The organism is Streptomyces guryensis, assembly GCF_021261325.1.
In the GTDB taxonomy this organism is placed as follows: Bacteria; Actinomycetota; Actinomycetes; order Streptomycetales; family Streptomycetaceae; genus Streptomyces; species Streptomyces guryensis.
In genome coordinates, this window is record NZ_JAJSBI010000002.1 from 66,955 (window position 1) to 82,986 (window position 16,032).

Below are 16,032 nucleotides of genomic sequence, written 5' to 3' on the forward strand. Positions count from 1 at the left end.
TTTCGATGTTGTGGAGTCACCCCGCCATGCAGGCAGAACCGAAGAAGTCGCTGGTGGGGGAGGAGTACGAGGTCGAGATCGGCCCCGTCGCCCACGGCGGGCACTGCATCGCCCGTACCACCGAGGGTCAGGTGCTGTTCGTCCGGCACACGCTGCCCGGTGAGCGGGTCGTGGCGCGGGTCACGGAGGGCGAGGAGGGGGCCCGTTTCCTGCGCGCGGACGCCGTCCGGGTCCTCTCCGCCTCCAAGGACCGCATCGAGGCGCCCTGCCCCTACGCCGGCCCCGGCCGCTGCGGCGGCTGCGACTGGCAGCATGCGAAGCCGGGCGCTCAGCGGCGGCTCAAGGGCGAGGTGCTCACCGAGCAGTTGCAGCGGCTTGCGGGCCTCACGCCCGAGGAGGCCGGCTGGGACGGCACGGTGATGCCGGCCGAGGGCGACAAGCTGCCCGCGGGTGAGGTGCCCGCCTGGCGGACGCGTGTGCAGTACGCGGTGGACGCCGACGGCCGTGCCGGTCTGCGCCGCCACCGCTCGCACGAGGTCGAGCCGATCGACCACTGCATGATCGCGGCCGAGGGCGTCAGCGAGCTGGGCATCGAGAAGCGCGACTGGGCGGGCATGGCGTCGATCGACGCCATCGCGGCGACGGGGTCGCAGGACCGCCAGGTCATCCTGACGCCGAGGCCGGGCGCGCGCCTGCCGATCGTCGAGCTGGACAAGCCGGTGTCCGTGATGCGGGTGGAGGAGAAGGACGGCGGAGTGCACCGCGTGCACGGCCGTCCCTTCGTCCGCGAGCGCGCGGACGGCCGTACGCACCGGGTCGGCAGCGGCGGCTTCTGGCAGGTCCACCCGAAGGCCGCCGACACCCTGGTGACCGCGGTCATGCAGGGCCTGCTGCCGCGCAAGGGCGAGATGGCCCTCGACCTGTACTGCGGCGTGGGCCTGTTCGCGGGCGCCCTGGCCGACCGGCTCGGCGACAAGGGCGCGGTGCTCGGCATCGAGTCCGGCAAGCGCGCCGTCGAGGACGCCCGGCACAACCTCGCCGAATTCGAGCGGGTACGCATCGAACAGGGCAAGGTCGAGTCCGTCCTGCCGCGCACCGGAATCACCGAGGTCGACCTCATCGTCCTGGACCCCCCACGAGCGGGCGCCGGCCGCCAGACGGTGGCCCACCTGTCGTCCCTGGGCGCCCGCCGCATCGCGTACGTGGCCTGCGATCCGGCGGCGCTGGCGCGGGATCTGGGGTACTTCCGGGACGGGGGGTATCGGGTGCGGATGTTGCGGGCGTTTGATCTGTTTCCGATGACGCATCACTTGGAGTGCGTGGCGATCCTGGAGCCTGCTGCCAAGGGCGTCTGACCTGTGGGTTTGGAACTCAGGCGTTTGCTCGACCTGTTTTTCCTCCATACAGCGGGTCGAGCGGACCGTGCGCCTGTCGTGCATGCCGTGGCCTGCGGCTTTGTGCCTGGGTGCGGTCTCGGCGGCCCGAGCGCCGTGGCATCGCTGAGAACCCTTGACGCTCAGATGACGTCGGCTCAAGACGCACCACAGCATCATCTGCCCATGGGCCAGGCCGTACCAGCGCTGGGCATACGTGAGACCTTGCCGGGACAGTAGGTCGGCCATCGTTGAGTGACCACTGCAGGTGGTAGGGCGCTTTTCCTGTCTCGCGGAACGGTACAGAGACGAACAAACCCGGAATCGCCGCACTGGATCGCTTACCGGCCCCTTTACCTGGCACGCGCGACGACATTCACGATGCCGGTGATGTGTGAATCCAGATGTCGTGCCGGTGCCGCGTTAGGCGCCGGCCACGTTCAGCCATCGCAAAGTGATGAAAGTGCCGCAGGAACCCCAAGTGCGGGCATAGTCTGCGGGAATTACCGCAGGCGGGCCGGGGTGACCTGTAGTGCGGCGGAGGTGTCATGGGTGGGGACCCTTATGTGTCAGCAACGGTCGGCGAACGCGGGGGGACGGGGGTGCCTGACCCGTACGGTGACCGGGCCCTTCTGACCTCCGTCATGACGGAGGGCTACGACGCCGTACCCGGCCAGGAGCGGGATCGACTGCGGCGCTATCTCGAAGCCGTTGTCGCGGCCCGATCGGCGCCAGTGCACACCACCGTCGCCTTCAACGCCGTGTACTTCGGGTACGACCTCGGTGGTGACGGCTACGGCGGCAGCCCGTTGCGCCTTGACGACTTCCCCGTGATCACCTTCGGCGAGTGCGCTCCAGTGCTGCCGGTCGGCGCCATGGTGTGCGTTGCCACCGGGTCGGACCCGCTGTACGCCGAGATCGTCCATCGGGAGGGTGCCCACCCGAAGGTCGGTGCCCTCGGTGACGTACCGGCCTGGGTGTCGGGGGCGCCCGCGGGTGCCGAGGGCCCGGGCAGACCGGGGGACGGCGCCGCGCCACGGCGAAGGGAGCTCTTGGTGCCGGATCTCCACGCCTTCGGCCCGGCCCTGAGCCTGTCACCTACCCAGCTCCACCGCTTACGCACGCGCCGACGCTGGATCAATGAGGACGGGCATGTCGTCGTCGACGTGTGCTACCCGTCCACGGAGGAAGCCCGCCGCGACGACCTGACGGCTTATGCGCACCATCTCCTGACGACGGCACGCGAGCAACTGCTCAGCCCCCTCGTCCCCGTGTCCCTCGCCGTACTGGTGGGCGGCACGCCCGACGACGACCTGCGGGCGGGTCTGCTCGGTCTCCTCGACACGGTGCGGGGCGTCCTCAACTCCAGTGCCGCGTTGCGGACATGGGGGCACTACGCCATGACCCGGGAATCCCTCGCTGACTGCTGGCGGGACACCGGGCCGCTGGGCGGTGACGACCTCAGGTCTCTCGCGGCAGCTGTGGAACGCGCGGCCACCCCGGCGAGGCGGCGCTACGGCCTCACTACTCCGGTGACCGTGTACACAGCGGTCGGACCGCGGCTTCGCGGGTTCCCGGGTGCGACGGAAGTGCTCAGGGGAGTCGGGTACGCCGCCGCGGTGTGCCGGGCGAACGTGGCGCTCGCCGACGTCGTCCAAGGGGACAGCGACCAGGGCCTGTTCGAGAACGGCTCCCGGATCACTCTCGACGACGCCTTCGAGGGTGGAGGCGTGTGGCGGTCCCATCATCCCGGTGAGACGGCGGCACCCGGAGACCCCCTTGCCCCGGCCGGACACGGCTGGACGTCCACACTGCCTGCGCAGTCGGAGCCGGAAGCGGAGTTGGACCCGGTCGATCTGTCCCTCGCCGACGACGCCTCCCTCGGCATCGGCGAACTCCTGCGCAACGACGCGAAGGAAACCGTCTGGCGGGCGCCCCTGCGGCTGGCCCACCTGATCGATGGCTGGTTCCCCCTGCATCCGTACGTCGTAGAGGACCTTCGACAGTCTCACGGTGCGCGCCCCACGGTACGCCTCGAACTCGACCACGTCGGCGAGGCGTTGTGCGAGAAGGAGACGACGCAGGACGTCACCTCCGAACTGGGGGACGACTCGGGCCGGTTGACCGGAATCGCCTGGCCCCGCGATTTCTTCCCCGGCCTGATGCTTGAACTGCGCCGTCTCCGTGGCGGCACGGTGATCCGCCTGGCTTCGACGCGCCTCAAGGAACGGGTGCAGGTCGGCGACCGTGAGACCGGGCACTTCTACGACCCTCGCGTGCTCACCAGGGAGGACACCCCGGGCAGTGACCGCCGTGGAGACAGCGCGGTCGGCCTCGGGCCCCGGCAACTGGTGATGCGCACTGTGCGCCGTTGTGGGTTGCTCACCCTGGACGGCCATGCCCTGATGGACCGTTCGGTCCTGCCGTGCGCGGTATACGGGCGCCGGCCGGCCCGGTCACAGGCTGCCGCCCTGGAAGCGGCGGTCGCGGAACTGCTCGCGGAACGGCTCTTGGCACCGGCCTTCGGTAGTCGGGACGCCTTGGGGCAGCCGCACTTCCCGGCGCGCGACAGGGAGCCGACCATCCCTCTCATCGGCTACCGCCCGGTCCGGCGGCGGGTGATACGCCCGTGGGGCGGTATGGACACGGAAACGGGCAGTGTGGGGCTGTCCGCGGCCCAGTTCGTCTCCGGCCACCTCCGTCGCCTGCGGCCGGGTTCTTCGCCCAGCGAAGGCCAGCGGGCGGCCTTCCGGGAGCACTGCCGCAGGCTCGGCAAGGCGGACGGCTGGGAATTGCCCTACGGCTACACCTTCGTCACCGAGCACACGCGCGGCCGCTGATCCGCGTACCCAAGGCTTCCGCCGAGTCCCTCACACCCCGTTCCTCTCCAGGCTCCTCGGCATTGGGTGAGCCGATCCCGCAGGACCAGCCACAGAAACGGAGTACGCGTACATGCATGACCGCTACCACGTCGTGACGGAGCCGCCGTTGTCCCCGCCGAGCGCCTCGGCCGAGGAACTCGCAGGCTTGGCCGAGGCGCTGAACGCTTTGGAGGCCCCGGCCGCCGCTGCCCTGAACGACCTCACGGTCGACATGGCGGAACTCGCCTTCAACTCTCTGCTGCCTAAGGACCGGCAGAAGTTGCTCGGCAACCTGGGCATCCGCATGGCAGCTCCTCGACGGGCCGGCCATGCCCTGTGTCATGACGTTCTCGCGCGGCTGCGGCGCGATGCACGGCAGCAAGCCTGTAATTGTGGGATCAGGGGCCTCACGCAGACTGTGATGGACCAGGTGATCGCGTACGTCATCGCACCGGACGGCGAGTCCGCTTCCGACCCCGTTTCCCGGTGGGGTGCGACGCTCGTCCGGGCCACAGTGTTCGCGTGGTGCAATGCCTCCGTCGCCGATGCCTACATACTTGCCTGGGCCGCGGACCAGGAGTGGTTCGTGGCGCCGGTCGACGAGACCGAGACGGCACGACTCTCCGCTGTCGGTGACGAGGCACGGTCGATCATTGCGGCGCACCCGGGCTTCGTGTCCGGCGCAGCGGAGGAGCAGGGGCAGGCACTCGTGGTCGTCTCGGACGACGTGTCCGCAGCGGCGGCCGACCATGACCGAACCGAAGAGGCGAGGAGGCCGGACGAGGCCGGCCGGGAGTTGGAGTCGGCCTTCGCCCGAGCCCGGCAAGCCGTGGAAAAGGTGACGGGTGCGGTCGCGGACGGCCGCCCTCCGAAGGACGAGGATCTGGCACTGCTAACCGGGCTGAGTGCCGCGTTCGACAGCGCCGAATCGGTGTTCCGTATGGCGGGGATCAAGGGGGTGCCTCGTCGTCTGGAAGACATGACGCGTGCCGCGGACGCGCACCGGGCGGCACACGAACAGGACCTCCGGACACGGGAGACCCTGCGCGAACTGGTGGATGTCGTCTGCCGTCCGGACAGCCCCGCCGCCTCTGCCGCCGAGGCCGTGCGAGGCGCGGCCCGCCGCCTGCTGGACACACCGGTGTGGGAGCAGGCCCAACGGGAGGAGTGCGCCGCACTTACCGCCTTGGCTCAGCTCATTCGGCTGGGGCGGCAGGCGGACGCCGCGGCGGAGATCCTGGCTCTGCAGGAGCAGGTCGTGCGGGGGCTGCCCTTGTGTGCCACGGCGGCGGTCATGGCTCCTGAACTGACGTTGGCGCAGCCGGAGGGCGCCGACCACGGACCCGTCGAGGCGGAGGCAGACACCACCGAGCCTGCCGAGGGTACGGCGTTCGCAGAACGCGGGGCCGCCCAAGAGGCCGAGCAGGCGTCCGGAAAGCCGGCGCGCGTGACCGCCGACCCCTCCATGCAGGAAACCGCGCCTGACCGCGCCCCCGGACAGGAAGCCGCCGCACTCGTCGCGACAGCCCCAGGTGCGGCCGACACCGTCGATGCACAGACCGAGACACGCACCGACAGCGACCAGGCACCGCGCACGACCCCGGACGCCGACGCCGACGCCGCGCCCACGTCCGCCGCCGGACCGCGCGACCAGCACGCACCCGCTCCGGGAGCGGCTCCCACCCCGGTCACGTCCGTGGCCGAAGACAAGGGAGACGAGGACGAGACCGACGCCGAGCGGGCTCTGGCGCGGCTCGTCGTCGAGCGGCGCTTCGGACTCGGCCACCACGTGGCACGTGCCGCCGGCCACCCCGAGCCGCAGGTGACGGCGCTCCGCCTGGCCGGTGCCGCCGCGCTGCTCACTTCCGGCGACAGCCAGAGTGCCCGGCTGACGACGGGCGTGCTTCAGCAGTACGGCGGACACGCGGGCCGCGACGCGGAGGGCAGCGAGCTGCTGCTGCTGCCCGCCCTGCTGCGTACGGCACTGATCACCGGCGACCACCTGGCGGGTGCCCAACTCAAGGCGCTGGTGCCGCGGCTGCCGGACCGGCTCGGCGAGGCCGCGACCGCCGTCGCCGACCGTGCCCTGAGCGGTGTCCTCATGATCGCCTCGCCGTTGGTCGTCATCGCAGACGTCTCAGAGACGGAGACCCGGCTGCGGGAACTGGGGGAGCAGTGCCGTGCGTTGCTCGTGCCGCCAAGGCTGCGGTTCGCGCGGGCGACGGAGATCGCCAAGCGCTGGCTGGCTGAGGACCGAGGAATGCTGGGGTCGCTGCTCACGACCGTGGTCCGCGACCAGCGCGACTCGGTTCCGCAGGTTCGGGAACAGGTCGAACGCCTTTCGAAGCTGACCGAGATCAACAGCGAGATCGACCGCATGGACCGCAAACACCGTTCCAGCGGCAAGCCGCTCCAGGGCGCCGGGCGGCAGGACCTGGTGCATCTCGTGGAGCGAGCCGCCGGCCTGGCCAAGGAGTGGTGTCTGGCGGTAGACGGCATCCGCCGCGGCGACCGCTCCGACGGCAACCGGGCGACCAAGGAGATCTCCTCTCTGCGCAGGTCTCTCCTGGACGGCAAGGAGGCGCTGCTCGTCGAGCTGGAACAGCTGGCGCGGCGCTCGGGTGCCGTCGCCGCCGCGACCGCATGGGCGGCACGTGCCTCGATGGAGGAGCTGTTCGCCCTGCTGGGCGGCGCCTCCGCGACCACACGTCCCGGCGGTTCGATCACCCCCGAGATGGTGTTGGACGCGGAACTGCTGAAGGTCTGCGACACCCCCGACGAGCGGCCGTCCCTCGACCGGCTCCTCACCGCGGTCGACCGCACCTGGCAGGACGCCCTCGACGAGCGGCTGTCCCGCGATGCCTTCACCGCGGCCCGTACAATCGCCGAGCTGGCCGACCGTGGGCTGCTGCCCGCCGCGCAGGTCGGCGACTTCACTCCGCCCGCCCTGGCCTGGATCGACGAGCGGGAGGCCGCCCGGCGCACGGAGCTGCGCAGGGAACATGACGAACTCGTCGCCGAGGTGCACCGTGCGCAAGCCGACGGCGCTGTGACCGACGACCAGGACCTGCGCCTGCAGGAGCTGCTTGCCGACGCCCAAGACCGGCTCGGCGGCACCGGCACGCAGGATCTGAGGGACGTACGCCAGGCCCTCGACACCGTGCGCGGCGACCTGCCCGACTTCCGGCAGCAGGCGGCCGACCGGATCCGGGCCCGGCTCGATGCCCTGGACCTAACTGCGGACGGGCGTGCGCAAGTCCTGCGTCACCTGGACACCGGCGGCCTGGCCACTGCGGCCGACCTCGTCTACTTCCTGGAGATCGGCGAACCCGTCCCGGAGATCGAGGGCAGCGAACCCCACCTGACGGTGTTCTTTCCGGCGGTGCCCGACGGCCTCCCCCGGGGCATCGACCGCGAGCTTGTGGACCTCGTCCGGTCCGGTGCCAAGCATCCGACACTTCCCGTCCTCGACTACGGCGCCCTGTCCACCGACGAGGCCGCTCTGGCGGCCGACGCCCTCGACGGGTGGCGGGAGCTCGGCGCGACCGAGCCGAAGGACCGGCTCGAGGTGTCGGGACGACGGCAGCTGCCCCCGCTCCTCAAACTCCTCGGCTACGACGCCAAGAGTGCCAGGCCGCTCGACGAGCGGTCGCCGAATCTACGCCGACGCGAGTACCGCTTCTTCGAGGCGACTGAGGTGGAGATCAGCGGCAGAGCGAAGGCGCCCGCTTTCGGCTCGCAGATCCGGGAGCACGGCGGCACGTTGCGGGTGTTGATGGTCTGGGGCCGCCCACCCGCCAAGGTCGTCATGAGCCTCGCGGAGCGCGACAGCAGCGGTGCGAGCCTCCTGGTCGCCTACTTCGGCACGCTCAGCCGTGAGGCGCGCGTGGAACTTGCCGTCGGCTCTGACCGGTTGCAGCCCCTGCTGGTCGTGGACGACGCCGCCCTCGCCTATCTGGCGGCTCAGGGCAACCGGCAGGTGAGCACTGCCACGCAGACTCTGCTGCCGTTCTCCGGCGTCAACCCGTACATCAGGGAGAAGCGCGGCCGGATCGGCGGCGAGATGTTCTACGGCCGGGACGCCGAACGCAAGAGTATCATCGACCCGCGCGGCACCCAGGTCATCTACGGCGGCCGGGGACTCGGCAAGTCGGCACTGCTCGCCGATGCCGGGGACAAGTTCGTGGAGCAGCGTCCCGGTTACCACCAGGCGGTGTACGTGAACCTCGACCAGGAGAACATCGGCAAGGGCAGTTCGCTCGGCCCGGAGGCGCTCTGGAGCGTTCTGGACCGGAAGCTGACCGAGGCGCAGGTACTGGACCGGCCGCAAGGCCGCAGGTCCGCGAGGGACACCGCTGACATCTCCGAGCGCGTGCGCGCAGGCATCCGGGCCTGGACCGACGCGGACTCGCGTCGCCGGCTGCTGATCCTGCTCGACGAGTGCGACCAGTTCTTCGAGGCGGACGCACCCCGGTTCACCCAGACGAAGAAGCTCAAGGGCCTCGGGGACGACACCAAGGATCGGGCCAAGGTTGTCTTCGCCGGGCTGCACTCGGTGCAGCGGTTCGCCAAACTCGCGAGCAACGGGCCGTTCGGCCACCTCGCTCAGACCCCGAAGGTGATCGGCCCGCTCGCCCCTCAGTTTGCCGCCGAGCTACTCGTCGAGCCCATGCGGGCACTCGGCTTCGAGTTCCAGGACATGGACCTGGTCAACCGGGTGCTCGGCTACTGCTCCTACCAGCCGTTCCTGCTCCAGATGTTCGGCCACCGGCTGGTGGAGCTGATGCACCGCAAGCGGGCGCGACGCGGTGCCGAAGGCCCTCCGTACCAGGTGGAACTCGCAGACATCGAGGTTGTGGAGTCGGACGCCGGACTCAGGGACAGCATTTCGGCGGCCTTCAAGGACACCCTCAGCCTCGACCACCGGTACGACGTGATCGCCAATGTGCTGGCTTATCACGCCCGCCACCGCGGTTTGGAGGTGCGGCTGAGCGACACCGAACTGCGCGAGGAATGCGAGACATACTGGCACAAGGGGTTCGAGCAGCTCGACACCGAGGGTTTCCGCGCCTACCTCTCCGAGATGGTCGGCCTCGGCATCCTCGCGCCCAACCACGACGGTCTGGGCTGGCATCTGCGCGGCCCCAACGCCTTGCGTATGATCGGCACCTCCCACGAGGTGGAAGCCCGCCTGCTCAGGGCCGAGGAGGACTGCAAGCTCCAGGAGAGCATCGTGCAGGAAGGCCGCCCCGAGCTGCCCGACGGCCGCCCCGCACCACTCACCAACACCCAGTTGGACGACCTCCTCGGCCGGCGGTCCAACCAGACGAGGGTCGTCCTCGGCAGCCCTGCCACCGGTGTGGGCGACGTCGCCCACACCCTGCGGACGCTCACCGCGGGCATCGCCGGCTGGACGCTGCCGCCCGTCGGCAGGCCCAGCGTCTACAAGCAGGAGCTCACCGGCGGACGCCCCCGCGAACGACGCGTCGTCATCAGCGACTTCGTCAACTACCGGGACCCGGTGCGTCCCGAGACCTGCCGGGAGGCTGCCGACCTCGCCGAGACGCTGCTGCCCCTCACCCCGGGGGTGACCCGCGCGGTCGTCCTCGTCACCGACACCACCCAGCTGGCCCTGTGGCGCCCCCTGCTGACCGGCACCGAACCCACCTCGGCCGCCCCGGTGGTGCTGCGCCGCCACGACCGCCGCAGCCTGCGTGGCTGGGCACAGCGCGTCGACATGTTCCAGCGCGAGGACCGGCTGGACCGGCTCCACGAGCTGACCGGCGGCTGGCCGCGGCTGGTCGGCGACGCCCACCGGCTGCACCGCGAACTGGACAACCCCGACGAGGCGCTGCGTCGCCTGGCCGACCTGCCCACCGACCGAGCCCGCGCCCACGCCTTCGCCAAGGACACGGGCCTGTACGCGGACCCGTTGCTCGCCACCGGATACCGGGCCCTGGCGGAGGAGTACAAGGACGGATCATTCGACTGGGAGGCCGCGCTGACCGCCGTGGCGGTCAAGGTTGAGGTCGACGAGGACGAGGCACGGTGGATCGTGACCGGCCTCGACGCCCTTCAGGTCTTCGACCGCGAGGGCACTCTGCTGCGCCTGGAACCGCTGCTGCGCCAGTGCGTGGCACTTCGCGTGTGACAGTGTGTGAAAGCGAGCCGGTCGCCCACCTGTCAGGGCGGCCGGTCGCCTTCACGGTCGCTTGCGGGTAGCCGATCAGGCGCGGCGAGGTACACCGCGACCCGGACGGTCTTGCTGGCAGGCCGGTGCGGCTCTGCGCTGGCCGTCCGTGAAGGGGCGCACCTCGGGCCGACCGCCGGACGCGGCGTACAGCTGTCCGGTGGCGCACGGCGCCTGCCTTGTGCACACCGACTTGCCGACGGCCGAGGCTCTGGAGGCCAAGCGAGTAGGGACGCACGCGGGTCGACCCCAGTTGATCACCCGGGCTATTGGGGCCTGCATCATGCCCGTGTACTGATCTTCTCAGGGCCTTCCCGGTGTGCTTGATGTGGGACAAGCTCGCGACCGATTGCTTCCCTACCTACTCATTTTTAGGCTCCTGCTCTGATCGTTTGCGGATAAGATCTCATCCGCAAACGATCAGTCGAAGTCCGGATCATCGCCCTCTTCGAGGAGGCGAGCCGCGAGGTCGTCGGCCCATTCCACGGCCCAAGCGCGGACAGCGGTGATCGTGGTGTCATCGAGCCCATAGGCGGCGAAGGCTTCATCGTCGGTCCACTCGGCGCCCGTGAGGTTAGCCTGCAGATCCTCGCGCTCGAAGCGGCCGCGCGCGTGGCGGCGGCCGAACTCTTCGAGCTCGGAATTTGTCCATCGCCGCGAGGCTGCGAACACGTCGATCAGATCGCGGGGCGCTCCTCGGTCGGCGAGGGCGCGGACCTTGGTCCCGATGACGTCCTCCTCCGCGAGGACGGGCCCGTACGGGCTCTGGGTGACCGGCCGCCAGAAGATCTCCTTGAGGATGTCGACTTCGCATTCCTGGCCGGTGGTCGGGTCGGACACGGTGAAGCGGGCGGACAGCGGGGCAGTTTCCAGCGCGTGCACCTTCCAGCCGCGGGCTTCCAGGCCGGCGCGGAGCGTGGCGGCGATGTCGGCCATGGGCGCAGGGTTCTCGGTGGCGACGTCGAGGTCCTGGCTGGGGCGGTTCACGAGGCGGTGCGCCCGCACGGCGTAGCCGCCGGTGAGAACCAGTGGATACGGGGAACCGAGCGCGATCACATCCGCCAGGAGCCGCGTGTGCAGCTCCGGCATGTCCGTCACGCGGCTGCCCGAGTGCGGGATGCGAGCTGAGGGAAGGCGTCCTCCCATACGGCGCGCACGGTGCGGCCGACGAGAGTGCGCAGCACCGGCCACAGCTGGAGGAGCAGGTCCTGGTTGAGGTAGCGGGGCAGGTCGTCGTGCAGGCCCTCGTGCAGGACGGTGCGGTACAGGCCCATGCGCTGGCGTGGCTTGCCCAGGTCGTACGAAGTCAGCCCGGACCAGGCCATGTGCAGGGGCAGATCCACGACACCGTGGGTCGGCCCGTGCAGCTCGTCCAGCGACTCCGGCAGACGGCGGCGGAACTTCTCCTGGTACAGGGCGAGGTCCTCGGCGACCGCGCCCGAGAAGTCGCTCGGGGTGGGTGCGGAATGCTGTGGGCTGGAGGACATGAGTCCATTATGACGGTCGGAGAAGTGGCACGGGTCATGATGAGACAGCTGGCGTTTGGAGTGGGGGCCCGTGCCTGCGGGGGGAGCTGGTCGCGGCAGCTTGGCCCGACCCGAGTAGGCGGGACGGACTGTCGGCCGTGACGCTCGTTTGACGCTCTGAGCGCCCACACGCTGCCGGTCTAGCTGAGAAAGCGGCTCTGACCTGCTCCTTTCCATGACTCGCGCAGGCCGACATCTTTCCGATGACGCATCACCTGGAGTGCGTGGCGATCCTCGAACCGGCCGCGAAGGGCTCCTGACCTGCGGCTTTGTGCGTGCGCATTATGTTCGGTGTGGGCGTTACGGGCGATATCAGGACGATGATCGGGCAGGGGCGGACAGGGATGAGCGAGGGTACCCTCTGCAGATCAGGAAAGTCCCGAGGCCCGAAGCACCGCCTGGACCGCAGCGTCGTCGATGTGGTGCCCCAATCGCTCCATGACCTCCGCTCCCAGGTGCAGCGTCCCATGTTCCAGGGAGCGGCGTACGCCCGTGTCGAGCTCGTGCCAGAGCAGGGGGTTGGCGGCGAGGATCCTCGGGTCGAGTTGCAGGCTGTGGCCGTGGACGTCCCGCAGGACCAGGTGGGAGGAGACACCGTCGTACTGCCGCACGGCCGTCAGTTCATCCGTGTGGATCACGCGCCTGCGCCAGGGGGCGCGTACCGCCAGCCAGCCGGGACCCGCGGTCACCCGCGGCGGTAGCAGGACGGCGCATGCGGCGGCCGACAGGGCGGTCCAGAGCAGTGTGCGCAGGGGCGTCAGGCTTCCCGCGTCCCAGTCGACCAGGAGGGTCATGGTGAGGAACACCAGCGCGCAGCTCACCGCGAGCCGGGCGCTGCCACGCCAGTGGCGGTCGCCGGCCGGGGCCGCCGGTCCGCTCCGTTCCATGCCCCGACGCTAGACGGCCGTACGGCGGCCGGCTGCCGCCGCTGATGGGTTCCTAGCGCCGTACGGGCGCATATTGACGGGATCCTTACGCGGTCGCCGGAGCCTCAGCCGGTGTGTACGCGCGGCCGGCGCCCACGGTCCGGCTCTGCCTCGCGCAGGACCTCACGGGTGACCGGGGCGACCTCGCCCTGGCCGACGAGGAAGAAGCGCAGGAAGTTGGCGAAGGGGCCGCCCTCGGTCCACTCGAAGTGGATGTGCGGGATGCAGCCCGTCGTGTCGCGGGCGTGGAGTAGCAGTGCGGCCAGGGCGTTGGGAAGGGAGGAGGATTCCACGGTCAGCACCCGGTAGCGGTTGTGCAGGACCTCTCCGCGTACCGTCAGGCCCGCCTCGAACTCGGAGAGGTCGGTGACCGTGACCTCGACGAAGACGAAGTCCTCCTGCTCCGGCAGGTCGTGGTCGGCCCGGATCTGCTCGACCTTGTCGCGGTACGGGGCCTTGTCGCGTCTGCCGGGCTCGTTCGCGAGGAAGCGGATGCGCCGGTGGGACGCGTCGCGGATGAATCGTTCCGCCATGTCGTCCAGCGTCACGCTGATGACGCGCAGTTCGAAGGCGCGGGCCAGTCGGGACAGCAGGGAGACGAGGATGATGCCGGCGATACCAGCGCGGCCGATCTTCGGCCTGGCCCTGAACGACATGGACGCCCAGGCCGCCAACGTCCTGCTGGCCAACGGTGATGCGGGGCAGGGCCGCCGGCAGACGCCGTACCAAAAGGCCGTCGGCTTCTACGGCGACGCCTGGCGCGAGATCGGGCCCGACCTGCGCACTCTCGCCGTCGCCGCGCAGGGCAGCCGGCCGACGAGAAGACGGTGGAGTCGCTGACCGACGGCTTCGCCGAGTACCAGGAGCTGATCGGCCGGGCCCTGGAGAACGACGGCCACCGCGGAGGCAAGGCAGGCGCTTTGGCCGACCACCGCCGCGCGACCGACCTGCTGCGCACCCAACTCCTGCCCGCCGCACGCACGTTGGTGGCCTCGAACAACGCGGCCTTCGAGGCCGGGTACTCCGCGGCGCGCTCTGTCCTCTCCGCGCAGCTCGGCGCCGTCCTGGTCCTCGGGATGCTGCTGCCGGCCGTGCCCGGAGTCCTGCAGTGGTACCTCGCGCGCAGTCTCCGGCGCATCCTCAACCCCGGAGTGCTCGCCGCCACCGTCTGCTCGCTGCTGGCGGTGATTCTCGGGTCACAGATGATGTCCGCCTCTGCCGGTCACCTGCGCGGGGCCCGGCATGACGCGTTCGACTCCGTCGTCGCCCTCTGCCGCGCCCGCGCCATCGCCTACGACGCCAACGCGGACGAGAGCCGCTACCTGCTCGACCCGCAGCGCCAGGCGCAGTACGAGGAGTCGTCCCTGGCCAAGTCGCAGCAGTTGTACGGCCTGAAGGGCGCGACCCTGTCGACGTACGACTCGGAACTCGCCACCACCTGGCAGGCGTACGAGAGCGACCACCACGACCTGCGCTGCACCGGAGAGTTCCGCCGCGAGCTGGACAACATCACCTTCCCCGGCGAGCAGGCCGCGGCGGAGAAGACGGTGCGGACGTACGCCGTCCACCAGCGCGACGACCGGAAGATCCGCGCGCGGCTGGCGGCCGGGAAGGAACGGGCGGCGGTGGAGTTCTGCATGGGGTGGGAGCAGGGCACGTCCAACGCGCACTTCGGGGCGTGGATGGCCGCGCTGGACAAGGTGGCGGGCATCAACCGCGCCCACTTCGCGTCGTCCGCCGAAGACGGCCGCTCGGCGGTGAACGGCCTGCTTCCGTGGGCGTGCGGGTTGTTGTGCGCGGCGATGGTCCTGGCTGCGCTGGGCCTGCGGCCGCGGCTGGCGGAGTTCCGCTGAGCCGCCGCAGTGGGCGGTCGGGCCCCACCGACTCGCAGACGAACAACCGCCTGCCCGCGGAGCGCTACGCGTCCGCCAGCCGGGCCTCCTCCAGGTCCAGGGCCCGCTGGAGCCTGCGGCGGGTGGTGTCGCTGATGGCGTGGGCATCGTAGAGGCGCTGGAGTTCGGCCGTCTCCACGGCGATCAGGTCACGGCGGAGCTGGTGGTAGACGCGGTCGGCGGACTCGGTGGCCGCGCCGTCCGTGCCGTTGTGCTCGGCGAGGCGGTCGCGGGCGTCGTCCAGGCGGGCGGTCAGGCCGCGGCGGAGGCGGTCGAGGACGACCTCGGGTACGACCTCCAGCTCCGCGAGTTCGTCCAGGCGGGCGAGGCCGGCATGGGCGAGGTGGGAGCGGGCCTCGGCCTCCTCGCGCGCGGTGTGGGCGGGCTCCAGCGCGATGCCGGAGCGGCGGACGACCGGGGCGAGGGTGAAGCCCTGGACGACGAGGGTGACGACCACGACCGAGTGGTCAGGACTCGTTCCACACCCACAGGCACCGGTCCCACTCGTCCAGCAGCGCGGCGAGCGCGGTGGACGACACGCGCAGGCGGAACGTCCACCGGGCGTGCCCGGCAGCCTCCGCGACCGCCCCCACCACCGCCACACCCTCACCCCCTCCACGACACCGGGACCGAACGTCCGCAGCCTGCCGACGCCTTGCGAGAAGACCGTACGTACGACAACCGCACGCCCGTACCCGGATAGCGCGATCGCCATTCCAACCGGCGGCTACCGGCACACGCGTTCGCATTCCCCGGCTCCGCCAAGCAGCCATGCGGACGCTCCGTGCCCACAAACCAGTGAGATCGTGCACCTGCTTGAGGTCGGGTGCGGCGCTCCCGTGACAGACGCCGCGGAAGCCGGATTCCTCCCCGGCGTGAACGCCGGGGCATCCTCCGGTCACCAGGTGAGCCGGGTCATCGGCCGTCACGGCGGCCTACCCGCCGGTATGGATCAAGGGCGTAAGAGTCCCGTCAAAGCCGTGGGCGCCGCCGTATGAGAGCCGTCAACGGCGACCCGATCCGGCCAAAGAGGCGTTTTCCTCTACTCGTCCCTGTTCAACGAACCTCACTCCAGGAGTTCGCGATGGCCGATCTGGCCTTCGTCATCGCCACGATCGCGGGTTTCGCGCTGGTGGCCCTCGTTGCCAAGGGGGTGACGAAGCTGTGACCGCGGAGAACATCGTCGGCCTGGTCGTGGCCGTCGCCCTGCTGGGCTATCTCGTCCTCGCCCTGATCTTCCCGGAGAGGTTCTGACGGTGACATC

The 16,032-nt window shown here is 70.3% G+C and carries 10 protein-coding genes and 3 pseudogenes; 7 read left to right on the forward strand and 6 right to left on the reverse strand.

The window, feature by feature from the left end; genetic code table 11:
• Nucleotides 1-26 precede the first annotated feature (26 nt).
• From LJ657_RS04280 to LJ657_RS04290, 3 genes are all read left to right on the forward strand, one after another.
• Nucleotides 27-1,355: a class I SAM-dependent RNA methyltransferase gene (locus LJ657_RS04280; protein ID WP_232646859.1), complete on the forward strand. Its 1,329-nt coding sequence runs from the start codon at nt 27-29 to the stop codon at nt 1,353-1,355.
• Nucleotides 1,356-1,975: 620 nt separating this feature from the next.
• Nucleotides 1,976-4,213 (forward strand): hypothetical protein, encoded by a 2,238-nt coding sequence (locus tag LJ657_RS04285; protein WP_232646860.1) that lies wholly within the window; start codon nt 1,976-1,978, stop codon nt 4,211-4,213.
• Nucleotides 4,214-4,325: 112 nt separating this feature from the next.
• Nucleotides 4,326-10,385, forward strand: a complete 6,060-nt coding sequence (locus tag LJ657_RS04290; protein WP_232646861.1) for a hypothetical protein — start codon at nt 4,326-4,328, stop codon at nt 10,383-10,385.
• Nucleotides 10,386-10,844: 459 nt separating this feature from the next.
• Here the strand turns inward: LJ657_RS04290 and LJ657_RS04295 are convergent, their stop codons facing one another.
• The 4 genes and pseudogenes from LJ657_RS04295 to LJ657_RS04310 form a co-directional block, all read right to left on the reverse strand.
• Nucleotides 10,845-11,513 (reverse strand): nucleotidyl transferase AbiEii/AbiGii toxin family protein, encoded by a 669-nt coding sequence (locus tag LJ657_RS04295; protein WP_232646862.1) that lies wholly within the window; start codon nt 11,511-11,513, stop codon nt 10,845-10,847.
• 5 nt (nt 11,514-11,518) lie between these two features.
• Entirely contained in the window at nt 11,519-11,911 is a 393-nt protein-coding gene (locus tag LJ657_RS04300) for a hypothetical protein (protein ID WP_232646863.1), read from the reverse strand.
• Between the two features lie 407 nt (nt 11,912-12,318).
• Entirely contained in the window at nt 12,319-12,837 is a 519-nt protein-coding gene (locus LJ657_RS04305) for a hypothetical protein (RefSeq protein ID WP_232646864.1), read from the reverse strand.
• 104 nt (nt 12,838-12,941) lie between these two features.
• A pseudogene (locus LJ657_RS04310) lies at nt 12,942-13,511 on the reverse strand (amino acid transporter); the annotation flags it as partial.
• A gap of 19 nt (nt 13,512-13,530) precedes the next feature.
• Between LJ657_RS04310 and LJ657_RS04315 the strand changes: the two are divergent.
• Both LJ657_RS04315 and LJ657_RS04320 read left to right on the forward strand, forming a co-directional pair.
• Nucleotides 13,531-13,716: a hypothetical protein gene (locus LJ657_RS04315; protein ID WP_232646865.1), complete on the forward strand. Its 186-nt coding sequence runs from the start codon at nt 13,531-13,533 to the stop codon at nt 13,714-13,716.
• A complete protein-coding gene (locus LJ657_RS04320; RefSeq protein ID WP_232646866.1) occupies nt 13,704-14,729 on the forward strand; it encodes a GlnX family signal transduction membrane protein in 1,026 nt (341 codons plus the stop codon). The genes LJ657_RS04315 and LJ657_RS04320 overlap by 13 nt, the downstream gene beginning before the upstream one ends.
• A 64-nt stretch (nt 14,730-14,793) precedes the next feature.
• Here LJ657_RS04320 and LJ657_RS04325 read toward each other — a convergent pair.
• Nucleotides 14,794-15,231 (reverse strand): annotated as a pseudogene (locus LJ657_RS04325) (Na+/H+ antiporter); the annotation flags it as partial.
• A 10-nt stretch (nt 15,232-15,241) separates the two neighbouring features.
• Nucleotides 15,242-15,364: pseudogene (locus LJ657_RS04330) on the reverse strand (RNA-guided endonuclease TnpB family protein); the annotation flags it as partial.
• 398 nt (nt 15,365-15,762) lie between these two features.
• Between LJ657_RS04330 and LJ657_RS04335 the strand changes: the two are divergent.
• Nucleotides 15,763-15,936, forward strand: a complete 174-nt coding sequence (locus tag LJ657_RS04335; RefSeq protein WP_232646867.1) for a hypothetical protein — start codon at nt 15,763-15,765, stop codon at nt 15,934-15,936.
• The gene (kdpF, locus tag LJ657_RS04340; RefSeq protein WP_016434100.1) at nt 15,933-16,022 is read left to right on the forward strand and encodes a K(+)-transporting ATPase subunit F; all 90 of its coding nucleotides are present in this window, start codon (nt 15,933-15,935) and stop codon (nt 16,020-16,022) included. The genes LJ657_RS04335 and kdpF overlap by 4 nt, the downstream gene beginning before the upstream one ends.
• Nucleotides 16,023-16,032 lie beyond the last annotated feature (10 nt).